At 71.2% G+C, this 17,809-nt stretch carries 12 protein-coding genes; 4 read left to right on the forward strand and 8 right to left on the reverse strand.

The window, feature by feature from the left end:
- The coding region (locus tag ACRDSK_RS02010) for a DMT family transporter (RefSeq protein ID WP_431438121.1) at positions 1 to 971 on the reverse strand (971 nt) is incomplete at its 3' end.
- A 17-nt stretch (positions 972 to 988) separates the two neighbouring features.
- Positions 989 to 2,353 carry a TrpB-like pyridoxal phosphate-dependent enzyme gene (locus ACRDSK_RS02015; protein ID WP_431438122.1) on the reverse strand — a complete coding sequence of 455 codons (1,365 nt, stop codon included), beginning with the start codon at positions 2,351 to 2,353 and terminating at the stop codon, positions 989 to 991.
- Positions 2,354 to 2,857: 504 nt separating this feature from the next.
- Between ACRDSK_RS02015 and ACRDSK_RS02020 the strand changes: the two genes are divergently transcribed.
- The 4 genes from ACRDSK_RS02020 (at position 2,858) to ACRDSK_RS02035 (ending at position 7,028) form a co-directional block, all read left to right on the forward strand.
- Positions 2,858 to 3,433 (forward strand): hypothetical protein, encoded by a 576-nt coding sequence (locus ACRDSK_RS02020; RefSeq protein ID WP_431438123.1) that lies wholly within the window; start codon positions 2,858 to 2,860, stop codon positions 3,431 to 3,433.
- Positions 3,434 to 3,439: 6 nt separating this feature from the next.
- The gene (locus ACRDSK_RS02025; protein WP_431438124.1) at positions 3,440 to 3,769 is read left to right on the forward strand and encodes a hypothetical protein; all 330 of its coding nucleotides are present in this window, start codon (positions 3,440 to 3,442) and stop codon (positions 3,767 to 3,769) included.
- Between the two features lie 61 nt (positions 3,770 to 3,830).
- Entirely contained in the window at positions 3,831 to 6,410 is a 2,580-nt protein-coding gene (locus ACRDSK_RS02030) for an ATP-binding protein (RefSeq protein WP_431438125.1), read from the forward strand.
- Between the two features lie 153 nt (positions 6,411 to 6,563).
- On the forward strand, positions 6,564 to 7,028 hold the full coding sequence (locus tag ACRDSK_RS02035) for an RICIN domain-containing protein (RefSeq protein WP_431438126.1): 465 nt from the start codon (positions 6,564 to 6,566) through the stop codon (positions 7,026 to 7,028).
- A gap of 101 nt (positions 7,029 to 7,129) precedes the next feature.
- On the opposite strand, the gene ACRDSK_RS02040 is transcribed toward ACRDSK_RS02035, so the two are convergent.
- From ACRDSK_RS02040 to mobA, 6 genes are all read right to left on the reverse strand, one after another.
- Positions 7,130 to 9,040 carry a molybdopterin biosynthesis protein gene (locus tag ACRDSK_RS02040; RefSeq protein WP_431438127.1) on the reverse strand — a complete coding sequence of 637 codons (1,911 nt, stop codon included), beginning with the start codon at positions 9,038 to 9,040 and terminating at the stop codon, positions 7,130 to 7,132.
- Positions 9,037 to 10,257 carry a molybdopterin molybdotransferase MoeA gene (locus ACRDSK_RS02045; protein ID WP_431438128.1) on the reverse strand — a complete coding sequence of 407 codons (1,221 nt, stop codon included), beginning with the start codon at positions 10,255 to 10,257 and terminating at the stop codon, positions 9,037 to 9,039. The genes ACRDSK_RS02040 and ACRDSK_RS02045 overlap by 4 nt, the downstream gene beginning before the upstream one ends.
- Positions 10,258 to 10,325: 68 nt before the next feature.
- The gene (locus tag ACRDSK_RS02050) at positions 10,326 to 12,080 is read right to left on the reverse strand and encodes an NAD(P)H-dependent oxidoreductase subunit E (RefSeq protein WP_431438129.1); all 1,755 of its coding nucleotides are present in this window, start codon (positions 12,078 to 12,080) and stop codon (positions 10,326 to 10,328) included.
- Complete coding sequence (gene fdhF / locus ACRDSK_RS02055) at positions 12,077 to 15,058, reverse strand: formate dehydrogenase subunit alpha (protein WP_431438130.1); 2,982 nt, start codon at positions 15,056 to 15,058, stop codon at positions 12,077 to 12,079. The genes ACRDSK_RS02050 and fdhF overlap by 4 nt, the downstream gene beginning before the upstream one ends.
- A gap of 63 nt (positions 15,059 to 15,121) precedes the next feature.
- Complete coding sequence (locus ACRDSK_RS02060; RefSeq protein ID WP_431438131.1) at positions 15,122 to 16,924, reverse strand: aldehyde ferredoxin oxidoreductase family protein; 1,803 nt, start codon at positions 16,922 to 16,924, stop codon at positions 15,122 to 15,124.
- A gap of 16 nt (positions 16,925 to 16,940) precedes the next feature.
- Positions 16,941 to 17,786, reverse strand: coding sequence for a molybdenum cofactor guanylyltransferase (gene mobA, locus ACRDSK_RS02065; RefSeq protein WP_431438132.1), 846 nt, complete (start codon positions 17,784 to 17,786; stop codon positions 16,941 to 16,943).
- Between the last annotated feature and the right edge of the window lie 23 nt (positions 17,787 to 17,809).

Raw genomic sequence — 17,809 nt, forward strand, 5'->3', positions numbered from 1 at the left:
GTGCTGGCGGGCGCGGGACCGGCCGGCGACTCCGCGGCGACGTCCGCCGCCTTCCCGGCGTCCGGTTCGGCCGCGCGCGGGGCCGGGGTCTCGGCGGCCTTGCGCCCGAACCTGTTCTCCGCCACCGCGAGGCCGACCATCACGACCACGACGCCGACGATCATGTTCCAGGTCAGCGACTCGCCGAGCAGGCTGGTGCTGACCACCATGCCGACCACCGGGACGAGGTAGTTCACGGAGGACGCGGTGGTCGCGCCGAGATCGGTGATCAGGCGGAAGTACAGCACGTAGGCCAGGCCGGTGCCGAACACACCGAGCACGATGATGCTGGACACGACCTGCCAGGTCAGGTTCGGCGTCTCCCACGCCATGGTCGGCGTGACCGCGGCCTGCAGGATGGTCGCCATCACCAGCTGCGATGCCGCGAGCGCGACGGGCGCGAGCTTGTAGGGAACGATGAACTTGCGGATGTACACCGTCTGCGCCGCGTAGCTGCAGGCGGCGCCGAGAACGGCGAGCTGGCCGCCGATCGTGCCGCCCGCGGACTCCCACGGCGCCATGATGAGCACGACGCCGGCGAACCCGACCAGGAAACCGGCCAGCTTGCGGGACGTCGCCCGTTCGGTCGGCAGGAAGGTTGTCGCCGCGGCCAGGGTGACGAGCGGCAGCGCCGCGATCAGCACACCGGCCATGGCCGCGCTCGTGTGCCGTTCGCCGAAGGCCAGCAGCAGGAAGGGCGCGACCATGCCGAGCGCGGCCGCCACGGTCACATGACCCCACACTCCCCCGAGCTTGGGCAGCCGGATTCCGCGCACGGCAAGGAACCCGAGCAGCAACAACAGACCGAGCACGATTCTGGCGAGGACGAGCTGGGCCGGTGTGAGCCCCTCCAGCGACACCTTGATGAAGGTGTAGCTGGCACCCCAGATGGTGCCCAGCAACAGGAACTGCAGCAGGCTGGTCCGGTTCATATGGTGATGGATCCCTTCTATACCTCGGCAAGGCTGGGAATGCTGGCCAGCCCGTGCGCCAGAACCTCGTCGCTCAGTGAGTCGTCGGGCAGTGTCCCAGCGGCGAAGCGCTCGTAGGCCGACAGGTCGAAGTTGCCGTGCCCGGTGAGCCCGAACAGGATCGTCCGCGCCGTACCTTCCTCGCGGCACCGTACTGCTTCGTCGATCACGACCCGGATGGCGTGAGCGGCCTCCGGCGCGGCCAGCACGCCCTCCTCGCGCAGGAACAGCACGCCCGCCTCGAAGCAGCGGGTCTGCGTCTCGGCGACCGCCTCGATGTGACCGAGCTCGGTGGCCCAGCTGACCAGCGGCGCGATGCTGTGCGCGCGCAGCCCGCCCGCATGCACCGGCGGCGGGACGAACGTGTGCCCGAGGGTGTGCATCCGGTAGAGCGGGGTCAGCCGCCCGGAGTCGGCGTGGTCGTAGGCGATGCGCCCGCGGGTGAGCGTCGGGCAGGCGGCCGGCTCCACCGCCACGATGCGCACGTCCCGGCCACCGCGCAACTTCTCCCCGAGGAACGGGAAGGCGAGCCCGGCGAGGTTGCTGCCGCCGCCCGCCGCGCCGATGACGATGTCGGGGTAGTCCTCGGCCAGCTCGAGCTGCCGCTTGGCCTCCTGCCCGATCACCGTCTGGTGGGCGCACACGTGGTTGGCCGCGCTGCCTCGGGTGTACCCGGCGGTGGGGTTGGCGTAGACGGTCTGCAGCGCCTCCGACTTCGCGACGCCGAGACTGCCCGGGTGGTCCGGGGTGTCGGCGAGGAAGCCGCGTCCGGCCTCGGTCTGCTCGCTCGGACTCGGGATGCACCGGGCGCCGAATGCCTCCATCAGTACCTTGCGGTGCGGTTTCTGCTTGGCACTGACCCGCACCATGAAGATCTCCGCCTTCATGCCGAACAGGGCGGCCGCGAACGCGACGGCGCTGCCCCACTGCCCGGCGCCGGTGTCGGCGACCAGTGTGTCCTTGCCGGCCTCACGGTTGTAGTAGGCCTGAGGCACGGCACTGTTCGGCTTGAAGCTCCCGGTCGGGGCGTCGCCCTCGTACTTGTAGTAGATGCGCGCCGGCGTGCGTAACGCGCGTTCCAGGCGCCGGGCACGGAACAGGGGCGTCGGTCGCCACTGCGCGTAGATCTCGCGGACCTCGTCGGGGATCTCGATCTCCCGCTGGTTGCCCATCTCCTGGTCCACCAGCGCGGCCGGCGTTGTGCGCAACATGTCCTCGCGGGTGATCGGCCGACCGGTCCGCGCGTTCAGCGGCGGTGCCATCGCGGGTAGGTCGGCGGCGATGTTGTACCAGGTGCGCGGGATCTCCGACTGTGGCAGCAGGAACCTGATCTGGTCTTTCATGACGGGCCTCCGGGTGTGGTGAGCAGCGTGCGCTGGTCGGCCGACTCCTGGGCCAGGGAACCGGAAGTGGCGCTCGGGCCGCCGTCGGGCCGTGCCTCGGAATGCCGGGCCACGGCCCGTGTTAAGTCGCTACCGGACTCCACGCTGGCCCCCAAGACCTCGACTGTCGGCGAGGGCGATTTTGGTTAATCTTTTACCCTCATAGCCCTCATTCCGGTGCGAGATACAACACGACGACCACATACGGCGGCAAGGAACCTCTTCGGAGCTGCCGATGCCGCCGAACCAGAATTTCTTACCCTGGGTCAAGTGCCACCTCCGCTTGAACGGACGGAGCTAATGCCTTCAGCCCAGCGCTGGCCACTTCGCGCTCACAGAGCGCCACGACCACCTACTCACAAGGCCCATCGAATGCGCCTTCGGGGTGGTCCACACCATCCACAGCGGACACAGATTTCTCCGTTTCGGACCGTGGAGTGCTGTGGAGTGGCACGCTGTCGCTCCATGGCGCAGCTGCGCGAGACGGCGAGACGGCGGCAGGCGGCATCGAGGCTGCTCACCCCGTCGGGGCTCGCGCTCGCGCTGATCTGCTTCCTGTTCGGCTTCCTCGCCGTCTCCTGCGACACCCCGGGCGGGTACGGCCGCTCCAAGCAGGGCGGCACGACGACCTACACCGGCCTGGACCTCGCCACCGGCGCGCAGCCGACGGTCGACCCGGCGTTCCTGGCGCCGCAGCCGACGACGCGGCCGGACCTGCTCGGCTGGCAGCCGGCGGTCATGCTCGCCGCGCTTGCGCTCGCGGTCGCCATGGTCGCCGGCGCCGGGCGGTTCCGGTTGCGCCGCCGGATGGTGGTCTCCTCGACGGCCACGGCGCTCGTGCTGCTCGTGCTCGGCGAGGTCACCGCGCGGGACGCGCTCGTCACGCAGGTCGCCGAGCAGGTGGCGCGCCCGCTGCCGGCCGGGAGGGAACCCGCGGACTACGTGGTCGTCGGCAGCGGGTTCACCATCGCCGTCACGATCACGACCATCGTGCTCGTGTCCTACGTCGTCGCCCATCTCAGACGTCGCCGGCGGAGCTGACCAGCCGTGCCTGACGAACCCGGCGACGCGGACCCCATTGCCGACATCCCCGGTCTCGACGACCACGAGGCGCTTCACGTGCTCTCGGGCTACCTGGTCGGCGACGACAGCCTGGAGTTCGAGATCGACGAGGTGGTCGCCGGCGAGGGATCCTGGCGAGCCGGTGAGGTGCTGGACGAGCTGCGCCGGCTGCTCGCCGACCCGACGGTCGCCGACGACGAGCTCACCGACATCGTGGCGAACATGTCGCCGTGGATGATGCGGACCGGCAGGCTCACCCTCGAACACATCGCCGACCGACTGGCCCAAGCCCTCGATCAGGGCACCGCCGACTGAAGAGATCGTTCGGTTCGACTGATCGGGCGTCGTAGTGGCTGGACCGTGTACGTTCCGCGATGTGCTCCTGGTCGAGCGAGAGGCGCAGTTGGCCGAGTTGGACGCGGCTGTCCGCGAGGCCGGAGCGGGTCGGGGCAGTCTCGTGTTGATGTCCGGTGAGGCGGGCGCGGGCAAGACGTCGCTGGTCACCCGGTTCGCCTCGGACCACGAAGGCCGGACCGGCAGGCCGGTGCTGTACGGGTTGTGCGACGCGCTGCTGACACCGCGCCCGTTCGGCCCGTTCCGGGACATGTTCCGGTCACTCGGCGGGTTGCCGGGTGGTGACGACCTCGGCGGGCTCGCCGGGGCGCTCGACGTGCTGGTGGACGAGCTGGACCGGCCGCCGCACCCGGCAGTCGCGGTGGTCGAGGACGCGCACTGGGCCGACGACGCGACGCTCGACGCGATCCGGTTTCTGGGGCGGCGGGTCGCACGGATGCGGACCGTGCTCATCGTGACGTATCGGGACGACGAGGTGTCGCCCGGTCATGCCCTGCGGAGGGCGCTCGGGTCGGTTCCCGTCGACCAGGTCCGTCGGGTGCGGCTCGACCCGTTGTCCGTCGCGGGCGTTGCCCGGCTTGCCGACCGCCGTGATGTGGCCGACCTGCACCGGATCACGGGTGGCAACCCGTTCTTCGTGCGTGAGGTGCTCGCGGCGCCGGGAACCGCGGTGCCGCTGACGGTGCAGGATGCGGTGCTCGCTCGGGTCGGCCGGCTTTCCGCCGTGGGGCGCAAGTGCGTCGAGCTCGTCTCGGTGGTGCCGGGGCTTGCCGAACGATGGCTGATCGAAGGCTGTGCGTCGCTGACGGGTGTCGACGAGGCCGTCCGCCTGGGTGTGCTGCGCGCCGACGACTCGACGGTGTCGTTCGCCCATGAGCTGGCACGTCGCGCCGTCGAGCACGGCATCGCGAGCGCGCGTAGGCGCGAGCTCAACCGTCTCGTCCTGGAAGTCCTTACCCAGCACCAGGTTGACGTCGCGCGACTGAACCACCACGCGGTGCGGGCCGACGATCGCGACGCCGTCGTCCGGTTCGCGCCCATCGCCGCGCGTCGGGCCGCATCGCTGGACGCGCACCGGGAAGCGGTGGACCACTTCGAGCAGGCGCTGCGGCACGCCGATCGCTTCACAGCAGAACGGCTCGCCGGGCTCTGGGACGACTACGCGCGGGAGTGTTACCTCGCGGGCCGGCACGAGCGCGCCGCGGCGGCGCTGGAGCGAGCGATCGAGGTGCACGACGCTCGCGATGATCACGAACGGCTTGGTGCCAGCCTCACACTGCTCGCCGATGTGCAGTGGTACCTGGGCAGGCGCCCGGAGGCCGAACAGTGTGTCGTGCGGGCGATCGCGGCGCTCGAGCGGCACCCCGGTGGTGCGTTGGCGCAGGCGTATGCGCTGCGGGCGAAGCTGGACATGATCGACGATCGGCTCGGCAGTGCCCGGACGTGGGGCGAGAAGGCCATCGGCATGGCGCGTGCCGCCGGCGACACGGCCGTGTTGGCGCACGCACTCAACACGGTCGGGTGCGTACGGTGGGTCGTGCCGCCCTATGACACGGACCTCTTGATCGAGAGCCTGCGGGTGGCGCGCGCCGCCGGGCTCACCCAGGAGACCGCCAGGGCTTACCACAACCTGGCCGACGGGTGCATCAACCTGATGCGCGACGAAGACGCGGAAACCTATCTCAGCAAGGGAATCGGCTTCTGCGACGCGCACGACCTCGTCCTGAGCGAGGCATATCTGCTGGTGCTGCGGGCGCTGCTGCGGCTCGACCAGGGTCGGTGGGACGAGGCGACGGCGGATCTACGGCGGCCGTCCGAGTCCGAGGGCCTCCTGCTCGCCGTGGCGCTGGTGGCCCGAGGCACGATCGAGCTGCGCCGCGGGGTGGCGCATGCGGCCGCGACGCTCGACCAGGCGCACGGACACCTCGAACGCCAGCCATCCGCGCAGGTCGCTCTCAAGCTGGTCGTAGCGCGCGCGGAGCTCGCCTGGCTCGGCGATCACCCCGTGCCGGTCACCGTCACGGACCGGGTCGCGGAGCTGATCGACACCGGCCCCGTTCCGTGGGTCAGCCGAGCCGCCTTCTGGCTGCACCGAATCGGAGTGCTCGATCGCCTGCGTGATGACCTGCTCGAGCCCTACCGGGTACAGGCAGCCGGCCGGTGGTCGGAGGCCGCGGCGCTGTGGTCGACGATCGGCCGGCCCTACGAGCAGGCGCTCGCGCTGTCCGACGCGCCGGAACCGGAACCGCTGCTCCAGGCGCTGGGCATCCTGGACCGTCTCGGCGCGACGTCGGTCGCGTCCCGAGTCCGAGGGCGGCTCACGAGGATGGGCGTGCCGTCCGTGCCGCGCGGCCCCCGCTCGACGACTCGCACGAACCCCGCCGGACTCACCGCACGTCAGTCCGAGATCCTCCACCTCCTCGCCGAGGGGCTGCCCTATCGCGAGATCGCCGAGCGGTTGCACGTCGCCACCAAGACCGTCGACCACCACGTCGCCGCGGTGCGCGCGAAGCTCGGCGTGACCACCCGCCATGACGCCGTCGAGGCCGCCCGACAGCTCGGGATCCTGTCTCCCTCGGCGGGGACGCACCTCCCAAAATAGGGAACCGCGGCGCCCAAGATAGGGCGGCGGACCCGTTGGTCAGGAACGTTCTCGGCACCTAACGTCGCTTTCGTCACCAATTACGAGGTCGGGGCATCTCATCAGCTGATGCGGGCGGTTTTCGTCGACTCGACCGGGATCCAAGGAAGGCGCATGGAGCGAAAGTCTGCCCTGGCGATACTGCTCGCCCTGATCATGACCGCCATTTCATTCGGCATCACCACATCGACCGCGTCGGCGGCAGTGGTCACCACCCCGCTCGACAACTACGGATCACCGGGATGCCTCGACGCCTCCGACAACGGTGCCAGCATCTACATGCATCCTTGCAACGGCGGGGCCAACCAGAAGTGGATCTGGAACAACCAGCCCGGTGTCAAGACGCCCATCAGCCACGCCAAATCCGACCTCTGCCTGCAGGTGTCCGGAAACTCCGTGAGGTTGGCGCCGTGCAACCCGTCCGCTCTGGGGCAACGGTGGATTCTCGAACCGTACCCCGGTGTGCCGTTCATCAAGATGGCGTACGGCAACGGCTACTGTCTCCGCGACACCAACGGGAGCCTGCCGCTCGTCACGTGCAAGAGCGGCGACGGTTTCCAACGCTGGTTCGCCCAGTGAGCCATTCCACCGCAAAGGTGAAATGAGAATCGTGCCGGTTGCGTGGGTGGGGGTGCACGCAACCGGCCCGGGCACGCGCACCATCGCTGAACCAGTACTGTTCAGCGAATCCGTCGGCCGGTCTCCGCGCATGAGTAGCCGCCCAATGCCTCCACTTCGGAGCGGAAGTCGGCACGGTCGAGCAACGTCCACAGCGGCGTGAGCCGCTCGTCGGTGAGGTTCTCGGCGGGCAGAACCAGGTCGTACGGTTCCTGGGTGATGGGCACGAAGTCGAGACCGAAGGCCCGGGCGGCGGCGAGGATGCCCAGACCGGTGTCGGCGCGGCCGGCGGCCACCGCCGCGGCCACTGCCAGGTGGGTGTGCTCCTCGCGGCTGTAGCCGGAGATCTCGGCCGGGTCGATTCCGCGTGTCGCGAGTTCCTGGTCGAGAAGCACCCGTGTGCCGGCACCGCGCTGCCGGTTGACGTAACGCAGGCCAGGGCGCGTGAGATCGTCGATCTTGGCGAGCGCCAGCGGGTTGCCGGGCGCGACGATGAATCCCTGGTCGCGGAGCACGAGGCGGATCACGGCAGCGTCCGGTCCGACGATCTTGTCCACATAGGGCAGTGTGTACGCGCCGGTGGCCGGGTCGAGCAGGTGTGAGCCCGCGACGTGGCACAGTCCGTCTCGCAGCGCGACGAGGCCGCCCAGCGATCCCACGTTCGACGACGCGAGGGTGATGAGCGGATCCTCGGCGCGCAGGGCTGAGGCGGCGAGGTCGAGAACGAGGTCGTGAGAACCGATCGCGACGATGGTGCGGTCGATCTCGCTCAGCCCGCGCAGCAGCTCGACTCGCACTTCCTCCCCGGCGTGATGTCCCTCCACACCGGACGGGACGACGAGCAACCCGTCAGCGCGGACGAGAGAGGTCAGCACGCCCGCGCCGCGCGGCAGCGGGGTGGCGACGATGCGGTCTCGCACCCGGCCGAGCCGCACGCGCACCCAGTCGTCCATGCCGATCGCGGAGGGCAGTTTCCGGGCGAGGTGGGCGGTTGTCGACGGGCGTTCCCGCGGCGCGGCGCCTTCCAGCTCGGCGAGGACCGGTGCGGCGAAGATGTCGAACGTCAGAGCGGCCGACACCGGGTAGCCCGGCACGCCGACCACCGGCGTGCCGTCCACGACTCCGAGCACCACCGGGTGGCCCGGCCGGACGGCTACGCCGTGGACCGCCAGCGTGCCGGCCTCGGCGACGACCCGCGCGGTGTAGTCGTCGCGGCCGGCGCTGGAGCCCGCGATGAGCAGGACGAGGTCCGCGCCGGCGGCCGCGGCGCGGACGGCCGCGGTGATGGCGTCCGGGTCGTCCGGCACGATCTCGGCGACCCGGGCGGCACAGCCCGCCTCGCGTGCCTGTGCGGCGAGCATCAGCGAGTTGGTGTCGACGATGTGGCCGGGCTCGAGCTCGGCACCGATCGGGCGGATCTCGTCACCGGTCGGGATCACCGCGACGACAGGCGTGCGGCGGACCGCGAGCTCGACGACGCCGGCCGCGGCGCACGCGGCGACGTCGACGGGGCGCAGCCGGTGGCCCTCCGACAGCAGGAGCTCGGCGGCGCTGATGTCCTCCCCGATGGACCGGACGTGCTGGTAGGGCGGGACGGCGGCGCGTAGCTCGGCACGGTCGCCGACGCTGTGGACGTGCTCGCGCATGACCACGGCGTCGTACCCGGCCGGCAGTGGGTCGCCGGTGTCGACGACCTCGAACGCGCCCGCGTCGAGCAGCACCGGGGTGGTCTCGGCGGCGTCCACCGTCTCCGCCGAGCGGACGGCGATCCCGTCCATCCCGGCCGAGTCGAACGCCGGCGACGACCTGCGGGCCCACACGGGTTCGGCGGTCACGCGACCGACGGCCTCTCCGACCCGCGGCCGCACCACGTCGACTCTGGCCGGGCAGCCGGTGTCGGCGCGTACCTCCCGCCAGGCGGTGTGGGCCTGGGCGGCGGGCACGTCGGAGACGAAGGGACTCTCGGCGGTCATCGGTACAGGATGACCTCGACCTCGGCGCCCGCGTCCAGCCCCGTCGACGGTTCGGGCACGACCAGGTATCCATCGGCCCGGGTCAGCACGGACAGCAGCGCGGACGGTCCGAACAACGGCTCGGCGGCCCCGTCGCGCACTCGGACCTGGACCACGTCGAGCCGCCCGGCCGCGGACGGCAGGTCCCGCGACAGCCGGGCCCGGGTGCTCGGCGCGGGTGGCGGCGTCTCGCAGCCGGCGAGCCGCCACAGCAGGGGCACGCCGACCTGGCCGAACACGACCAGTGCCGACAGAGGGTTCCCCGGCAGCCCGATCAGTGGCGTGCCGGCGCAGTCGGCCAGCAGCGTGGGCTTGCCGGGCTTGATGGCGAGCCCGTGGCACCAGACATCGCCGACCGCGGCGACCGCGCCGGCGGTCTCGTCCCGCGCACCGACGGACGACCCGGCGGACACGACGACGAGATCGGCGTCCGGCAGCACCTCGGTGAGCCGGGTCTTCAGCGCTCCTGGCTCGTCGCTCACGATCCCGGCCACTGCCGGCTCGCCACCGGCGTCGGTCACGAGTCCGGCGAGCGCGGAGGCGGTGGCGTCTCGGACCTGCCCGGCTGAGAGGGTCGTCGTGGACGGCGGGACGACCTCGTCGCCGGTGGAGATGATCGCGACCCGGGGGCGGGCGTGGACCGCGACCCTCGTCACGCCCGCGGCGGCGAGCAGCCCGAGGTCCGGAGCGCGCAGCGGCCGGCCGCCGGACACGAGCGGCGCCCCGGCGGCGACGTCCTCGTCGGCCCGGACGAGACCCCCACCAGGTGCGACGGGACGGGTGACCTCGATGGTGCCGGGCATCGTCTCGGCGGTGTACTCGACCATCACCACGGCGTCCGCGCCATCGGGCAGCACTCCCCCGGTCGGCATGGCCACGCAGCCGCCCGGACGCACGGTGACGTCCGGTGCCGCGCCCATCAGGACGGCGCCGAGCAGGTCCAGATAGGACGGCAGGCCGTCCGACGCGCCGAACGTGTCTGCCGCGCGGACGGCGTAACCGTCCACAGTGGACTTGACGAATCCCGGCAGCGGTCCGGGTGCGGTTATGTCAGTGGCCGGCACCCGGTGCAGCGCATCAGCGAGGGTCACGTCCGCTACGGCGGTGCGGTGGCCGGGACGGAAGCCCGCGAGTGCGTCGGCGACCGTGCGGGCGGTGAAGAACTCGCGTCCACTCACGACGCCTCCTCGCAGGCTCGGAGACGCCACTCGCGGTCGCCCTGTGACATATTCGCTCGCAAGCTCGCTCAGCGGTCCGGCTGGTCCTTCGCACCATTCGGCCGCGGCTGGGGACGGGCCGAGGCTCCGCCCTTGTCGAGCCCGAGCACCGACACCACCGGGCCGAGCGCCACCTGCCCGAGACCGCAGATCGACGTCTTGCGCATGGCCTCCTCCAGCTGCAGGATGCGCCCACGTCGCGCGTCGTCGAGTGGGGCGCCGGAGTCCAGCGTCTCCCGCAGCAGTGTGTGGGCCTTGGTGGACCCGACCCGACAGGGCACGCACTTGCCGCAGGACTCGTTGCGGAAGAAGCGCAACACGTTCGTGGACGCGGCCAGCAGGTCGGTGCCCTCCGCGAGGACGACGAGTGCTCCCGAACCCAGCATGGTGCCGGCCTCGGCGAGGGTGCCGAAGTCCAGCACGAGGTCGAGCTGGTCCGGTCCGATGAAGTTCGAGGACGCACCACCGGGCTGGACCGCGCCGACCGCCCGGCCGCCGGACACGCCGCCCGCGGCGTCGATCAGGTCGCGCACCGTCGTACCCATCGGCACGCAGTACACCGCCGGGTCCTCGACGTGGCCGGACACGGCGAAGAACTTCCAGCCGACCGAGTCGCCGATGCCCTGGTCCTGCCACCACTGCGCGCCGCGCTGCGCGATCACCGGCACGTCCGCGAACGTCTCCACCGAGTTCATCAGCGTCGGCCGGCCGTGCAGGCCGTACGTGCCCGGGAACGGCGGCTTGTTCCGCGGCTCGCCGCGGTGGCCTTCCATGCACTCCAACAGCGCGGTCTCCTCGCCGAGGATGTAACCGCCCGGCGAGACGAAGACCTCGAGCTCGAGCCTGCGCCCGCTGCCGCACGCGTCCGGCCCGATGACACCGGTCGCGCGCAACGCCTCGATCTCCGCGTGCAGGACGCGCTCTTCCGGGCCGTACTCGTGGCGGATGAACACCCAGCCCTGCTCGGCGCCGACCACGGCCATGCCGAGCAGCAGCCCCTCCAGTACGAGGTGCGGCTGGTCGGCGAGGATCTGCCGGTCCTTGAACGTGCCCGGCTCGGACTCGTCGGCGTTGCAGATCGCGTACTTGACCGGGTCGTCGGTGCCCGCGACCAGCTCCCACTTCTTGCCGGTGGGGAAGCCCGCGCCGCCCATGCCGCGCAGGCCCGACTCCGACAGCGCTGCCACGACGTCCTCGGCGCGCAGCTCGCCGCGCAACAGCGCGCGCAGCGACGCGTACCGCTCGGCTACGCCCGAGCTGGCCGGGTACGGGTCGTTCGGCCACGGCTCGGTCCGGCTCGGCGTCGCGACCGGCTCGCCGACCCCGTCGCCGCGGGCCGCCGTCACCAGCGAGTCCACATCGGACATCGGACCGGGGTGCTCGTTGACCGCCGCCGCCGGGGCCACGTCGCAGCGGCCGAGGCAGGACACCTCCACGAGCTCGACGTCGGTGTCCTCGCCGTACCGCGCGCGTACCTCGGCGATCCGGTCCTCGCCGGAACGGGCCCAGCAGGACAGGTCGTGGCAGACGTGCAGCGCGACCTTCGCCGGTGGGCTCGTGCGGAAGTGCGGATAGAACGAGATGAGCCCCTCGATCTCGTACCGCGGCCGCCGGGCCTCGCGGGCCAGCTCCTCGAGCTCCTCGCGGGGCAGCCAACCCAGCCGCGCCTGGATCGCGTTCAACGCGGGGACCAGCGACGGCCCGGGGAACTTCCCGGCCCGCGCCTCCACCCCCGGAACGCGACGCGCCCGGGCCTGTGCCGCCCGCTCGGGACTCAACGTCATTGCTGCGCTCCCAGAACCGTCGCGGAACCGTTCGTCGCGTGCTCGGCGCCCAGCGCCTCGACCTGCACCGCGCAGAACTTGAACTCGGGGATCTTGCCGAACGGGTCGATCTCGTCGATCGTCAGCAGGTTCGCCGCCGCCTCCCGGAAGTGGAACGGGATGAAGCAGTTGCCCAGCTGTTCGCGGTGCGAGATCCGCACCTGAATCTCGATCACCCCGCGTCGCGACCGCACCCGCACCCGCTCGCCGTGCGCGAGGCCACGGTCGGCCGCGTCCTTGGGGTGCAGGTACACCTCGGCGATCGGCGCGATCGTGTCCAGCGCGAACGAGCGGCGCGTCATCGACCCGGTGTGCCAGTGTTCGAGCAGCCGGCCGGTATTGAGCACGAGCGGGTACTCCGCGTCGGGAAGCTCCTTGGCGGGCAACCATTGTGCGGGTACCAGGTGCGCGAGCCCGTCGTCGGTGTTGAACCGCTCGTCGAACAGCACGACGGTCCCGTCCGTGTTCTCGGGGTCGGCGTTCGGGTAGAGCTTGCCGGAGAGCCCGAGGTTGTCGTGGCGCAGGTTCTTGTACGACGGCATGAGCCCGACCATCTCGTCGAACACCTCGCTGGAGGAGGTGTAGGACCAGTCCAGCCCGACGCGCTGTGCGATGTCCTGGACGACCTCCCAGTCCACCCGCGCCTGGCCCGGCGGATCCATCACCTTGCGACCGAGCTGCACGCGGCGGTCGGTGTTGGTGTAGCTGCCGTCCTTCTCCAGGTAGGACGAGGCCGGCAGGATCACGTCGGCGAACTCCGCGGTCTCGGTGAGGAAGATGTCCTGCACCACCAGGAAGTCCAGCGTCGCCAACGCCTTGCGCACCTTGTTGATGTTCGGGTCGGAGAGGAACGGGTTCTCGCCCAGCATGTACATGCCGCGCACGCCGTCGGGCTTGAGCACCGAGCCGATGATCTCGGTGACGGTCAGCCCGCGCTTCGGGTCGAGTTTCGTGCCCCACGCCTGCTCGAACAGCTCGCGCGTGCCGTCCTTGTCCACGCCCTGGTAGTCCGGGTAGAACATCGGGATCAGCCCGGCGTCCGAGGCCCCCTGCACGTTGTTCTGCCCGCGCAGGGGATGCAGGCCCGCGCCGGGCTTGCCGACGTTGCCCGTGATCGAGCACATGGCGATCAGGCAGCGGGCGTTGTCCGTGCCGGTGGTGTGCTGGGAGATGCCCATCCCCCAGTAGATGACGCCGGCGCCCGCCTCGCCCCACAGCTTGGCGACCTCGCGGATCATGTCGGCGTCGATGCCGGAGATCTGCGCGGCGCGCTCCGGCGGGTAGTCGGCGACCGTGCGGGCCAGCTCGTCGTAGTTCGACACGCGGGCGGCGATGAACTCGCGGTCGATCAGCCCGAGGCGGATGACCTCGTGCATGATCCCGTTGTAGAACGCCACGTCCGTGCCGGGCTTGACCTGGCAGTGGTAGTCCGCGTGCTCGGCGACCGTGCTGGCGCGCGGGTCCACGTAGACGATCTTCGTGCCGCGGCGGCGGGCCTGCTTGAAGAACGAGCTCGCCACCGGGTGGTTCGCGGTCGGGTTGGACCCGGTGATGATCACGACGTCTGCGTTGGCCACGTCGCCGTAGGTCGTGGACACCGCACCGGAGCCGACGCCCTCGAACAGCGCGGCGACCGAGGAGGCGTGGCACAGCCGCGTGCAGTGGTCGACGTTGTTGGTGCCGAAGCCGGTCCGGATCAGCTTCTGGAAGAGGTAGGCCTCCTCGTTGGAGCACTTCGCCGAGCCGAACCCGGCGATCGCGCCCGGGCCGCCCTCGGCGTGGATCTCCTTGAGCCGCCTGGCGACGAGGTCGAGCGCCTCTTCCCAAGACGCCTCCCGGAAGTAGGGCATGACCTCGTCGTAGTCGACCAGGCCGCCGGGCTTGCGGCGGCCGTCGCGGCCCTTCTTCTTCTCGCTGCGCCCGTTCTTCTCGTCGCGCCCGCCGCCGCTGCGGTTGCCGCCCGCCCCGCCCCGGCCGCGGTCGTTGTCCATGTCGCCGCGGACGTCGGCGGACAGCGCGCCCTTCGGATAGGCGGAGTCGACGCGGATCAAGGGCTTGGTCAGCCGCTGGGGTGAGGCCGCGTAGTCCCAGCCGTAGCGGCCCTTCACGCACAGCCGGCTCTGCGAACCGGGCTGGTCGCGACCCTCGGCGAACGCGATCGCGCCTCGCTCCCGGTCCACGTAGTAGGTCAGCGCGCAGCCGACGCCGCAGTACGGGCAGACGCTGTCGACGGCGTCGAGCTGCTCGCGCGGCTGGATCGGGATGTTGTTGATCGCCTTGTTGGTCAGTGCGCCGGTCGGGCAGGCCTGCACGCACTCACCGCACGTCACGCAGGAGCTCGCGCCCATCGGGTCGTTGAGGTCGAACGCGATGGTCGTCGAGTAGCCCTTGCCGGAGCGGCCGATGACGTCGTTGCCCTGGATGTCGTCGCACGCGCGCACGCAGCGGTCGCAGAGGATGCAGGCGTCGTGGTCGACGTCGATGACCGGGTTCGACGAGTCGTGGCCGCGGCCCGAGCCACACGGCAGGTCGGTCGTCTCGCGGGCCACGTCGAACCCGTCGGCCAGGTCCAGCAACAAATTGTCGGCCGTCGTCGTCTGCTTCGGGTCCTCGGCGCGCGGGGGCTGGTCGGCGACCAGCAGCTCGGTCAGCACCGCCCGGTTGCGCTCGATCTCCTCGGTCTTCGTCTTGACCGTCATGCCGTCCTCGCACGGCCGCACGCAGGCGGCGGCGAACACGCGTCCGCCGGTGTCGACCACGCACATGCGGCACACGCCGACCGGGTCGTAGCGTTCGTCGTGGCACAGCACCGGGATGTCGACCCCGACCTGCTTGGCGGCGTCGTAGATCGTGGTGCCCTCCGGCACGGTCACCGACCGCCCGTTGATCTCGACGGCCACCGTCCGCACGGACGTCCCCGGCTCCTCGAGAGTCGTCATCCTGACTCCGTCCCTCGGCATTGCATACAGCATACCGTTCGTGCCGCTGCTGTGTCGCCGACGCTAGGGGTCGAGCAGAAGATCCGCCAGATCGGCCTCGGCCACCCGGCCCTGTTCATCCAGCCCGCGCGCCACGTAGTAGCCCGAGACCATCGACCGCAGCCGCTCGGCGCTCAGTGTCACGCTGCGCCCCGAGCCCAGTTCGAGCGGCGTCTCCAGCATCCTTACGGGCAGCGTATCGTCCGCCGCACTGGCGCCTTCCCGCAGGTTGAACGCCCTTTTCGCGCGGACGATCCGGCGGGCGGCGGTGCGTAGCTCGGCGGCGTCGAGGTCCCAACCGGTGACCATGGCGAGCAGCCGGGCCCACTCGGTGAACGGGTCCTCGAACACGCCGCGGAGGAACTTGCACAAGATCATCGAATCCATCACGGCCGCGCGGTCCTCGGTGTCCACGGCCGCCGCGACGTGTGCCGAGCCGCCGGCGAATCGGTCCAGGTCGCCGGACAGGTCGGCCTCGTAGGCGCCGGAGCGGTTGTGGTCGGCGCCGCGGGCGTTGACCGCGAGACCCAGCGCCATCGACTGCAGGCTGCGCGGCTCGTAGCCGGGCATCTCCAGGCCCTTGACCTGGGCGGCGAAGTCGATCGAGCCCTCGCCGACCAGCTCGGCGGCGCGGCGGGAGCCGTGCGCGAGCAGCTCGCCCAGGCCGGCCTTGCGCTCGCCGATCTCGTCGAGCGCGCGCAGCAGGGCGGCGCCGTCGCCGAAGCGCAGCCACGGCGCGTCGATGAGGCCCTTCTCCACGCACTCCATGGCCCAGGCGATCGTGCCGCCGGCGGAGATCGTGTCGATGCCCAGCTCGTCGCAGCGGGCACTCGCGGCGAACACGTCGTCCGGGTCGTCCACGGCGCACAGCGGGCCGAGCGCGAACACGTTCTCGTACTCCATGCGCTGGCTGCCGCCGCCCTTGCGGGCGTAGATGTGCTCGCAGCCGATCGAGCACGACGCGCAGCTGTTGCGGGCCACGCCGCGCAGCTCGTGCAGCTCCTCGGCGGCCAGCTTGGGTGCGCCGTCGAACGTGGCCGCGGTGAAGTTGCGGGTGGGCAGCGTGCTGACCGCGTTGAACGCGAGCAGGTTCGCGAGCGTGCCGAGTTCGCGGTACTTGGCGGTCGCCGGACCGAAGCTCCGTTGCCGCAGGTCGCGAGCAGCCTGGAGCACGCCGGCCTGGTCGGCCACGCCGACCTTGGTGGCCGCCTTCACGAGCACGGCCTTGATGTTCTTCGCCCCAAGAGCCGCGCCCAGCCCACCCCGGCCGGCGTGTCGACCGTCGTGGCTGATCGTCGCGTACCGCACGCCACGCTCCCCTGCCGGACCGATCGCCGCGGTCCGCCAGCCACGCCCGAACCGTTGCCGCGCCTGTGTTTCCGCGTCTGCGGCCGGCAGACCCGCCAGCTCGGGCGCGGGTTCGAGCCGCGCGCCGTCCCCGTCGACGAGGAGCACCGACAGCTCATCGGCACGGCCGCGGATCACGATCGCGTCGTGCCCGGTGAGCTTGCCGGAGATGGCGAACTGGCTGGAGGCGAGCGCGTCGGTGAGCAGGCCGGTCAGCGGGGACTTGGCGACGACGGCGAACTTGGCGCTCGTCGTCAGCGGCGTGCCGACCAACGAGGAGAACACGAACGCGAGCGGCGCCTCCGGGGCGAGCGGATCGACTCGCGGCGGGGCGAGGCGATGCATGAGCCAGGTGCCCAGCCCGACACCCCCGAGGTAGGCACGTAGCACCTGGTCGGAGAGCTGGATCGGGGTACCCGCGGCGTCGCGGCCGCTGATGTCGACGACCAGCGCCCGTCCGAAGAATCCACCAGGGGCCACGTGTCGACTGTATGCCTCAACCGCCGGCGTCCGCCGACAGGAAGGCGACGCCGTCGCCCGCGACCAGCGGCATCCGGCCGTCCCGGGTCACCTGGTCACCGTTCACCGCGGCCACGACGTGGCGGTCGAACGTCAGCCCGACGGCGGCCGCGGCCGCGCCGATCGTCGCCGCGCGGACCGTGCGCGGCCGGTGCCCACCACGCTTGGCCAGGGCCCCGAACCGCTCGACCGCGACCTCGGGCGGCTCCCGGTCCCGGGCGGCCGCGTAGTCCTCCGGGGTGTTGACGTTGACCACGGAGTCGAGCTCCGGGTCGAACTTGACGAGCGCCGCGTCGTCGAGCAGAGCCGCGTCGTCCAGCTGCCCGACCGCGCAGTGCTTGAAGATCATCCCCGGGCGCTGGTTGCCCTGCGCCAGCAGATCCGCCACCAGCCCCGCGATCCGGGTCCGATACCCGGCGGCGAGCGGCTGACGGAAGCCCCGCGCCACCGGCAACGCCACCTCGATGTCGTCGGTCAGCCCGCGCAGCACCCGTCGCACGTACGCGGGATGCAGGAAGGGCAGGTCCGTGGAACACACGAACGCGGACTCGGCCCGGTCGGCGAGCGCCGCCAGTCCGGTGGCCAGCCCCTGCATCGGGCCGAGCCCCTCGACCGGGTCCTCGACCACCGCGATCCCGCTCGGCAGCTCCGGCAGTTCCTGGCCGGGCGCCGCGACCACGAGCACCGGCCCGTCGACCGCGCGCGCGAGAACGGCAGCGGCGCGGTACAGCAGCGTCGAGCCGTGCCACTCGAGGGCAGCCTTGGCCGCACCCATCCGGGTGGAACGTCCACCCGCGAGCACGATGCCAGCCGCGGTCGCCACCTGAGCGATGATAGTCAGGCACG

The organism is Actinophytocola sp. (assembly GCF_050699915.1).
In the GTDB taxonomy this organism is placed as follows: Bacteria; Actinomycetota; Actinomycetes; order Mycobacteriales; family Pseudonocardiaceae; genus Actinophytocola.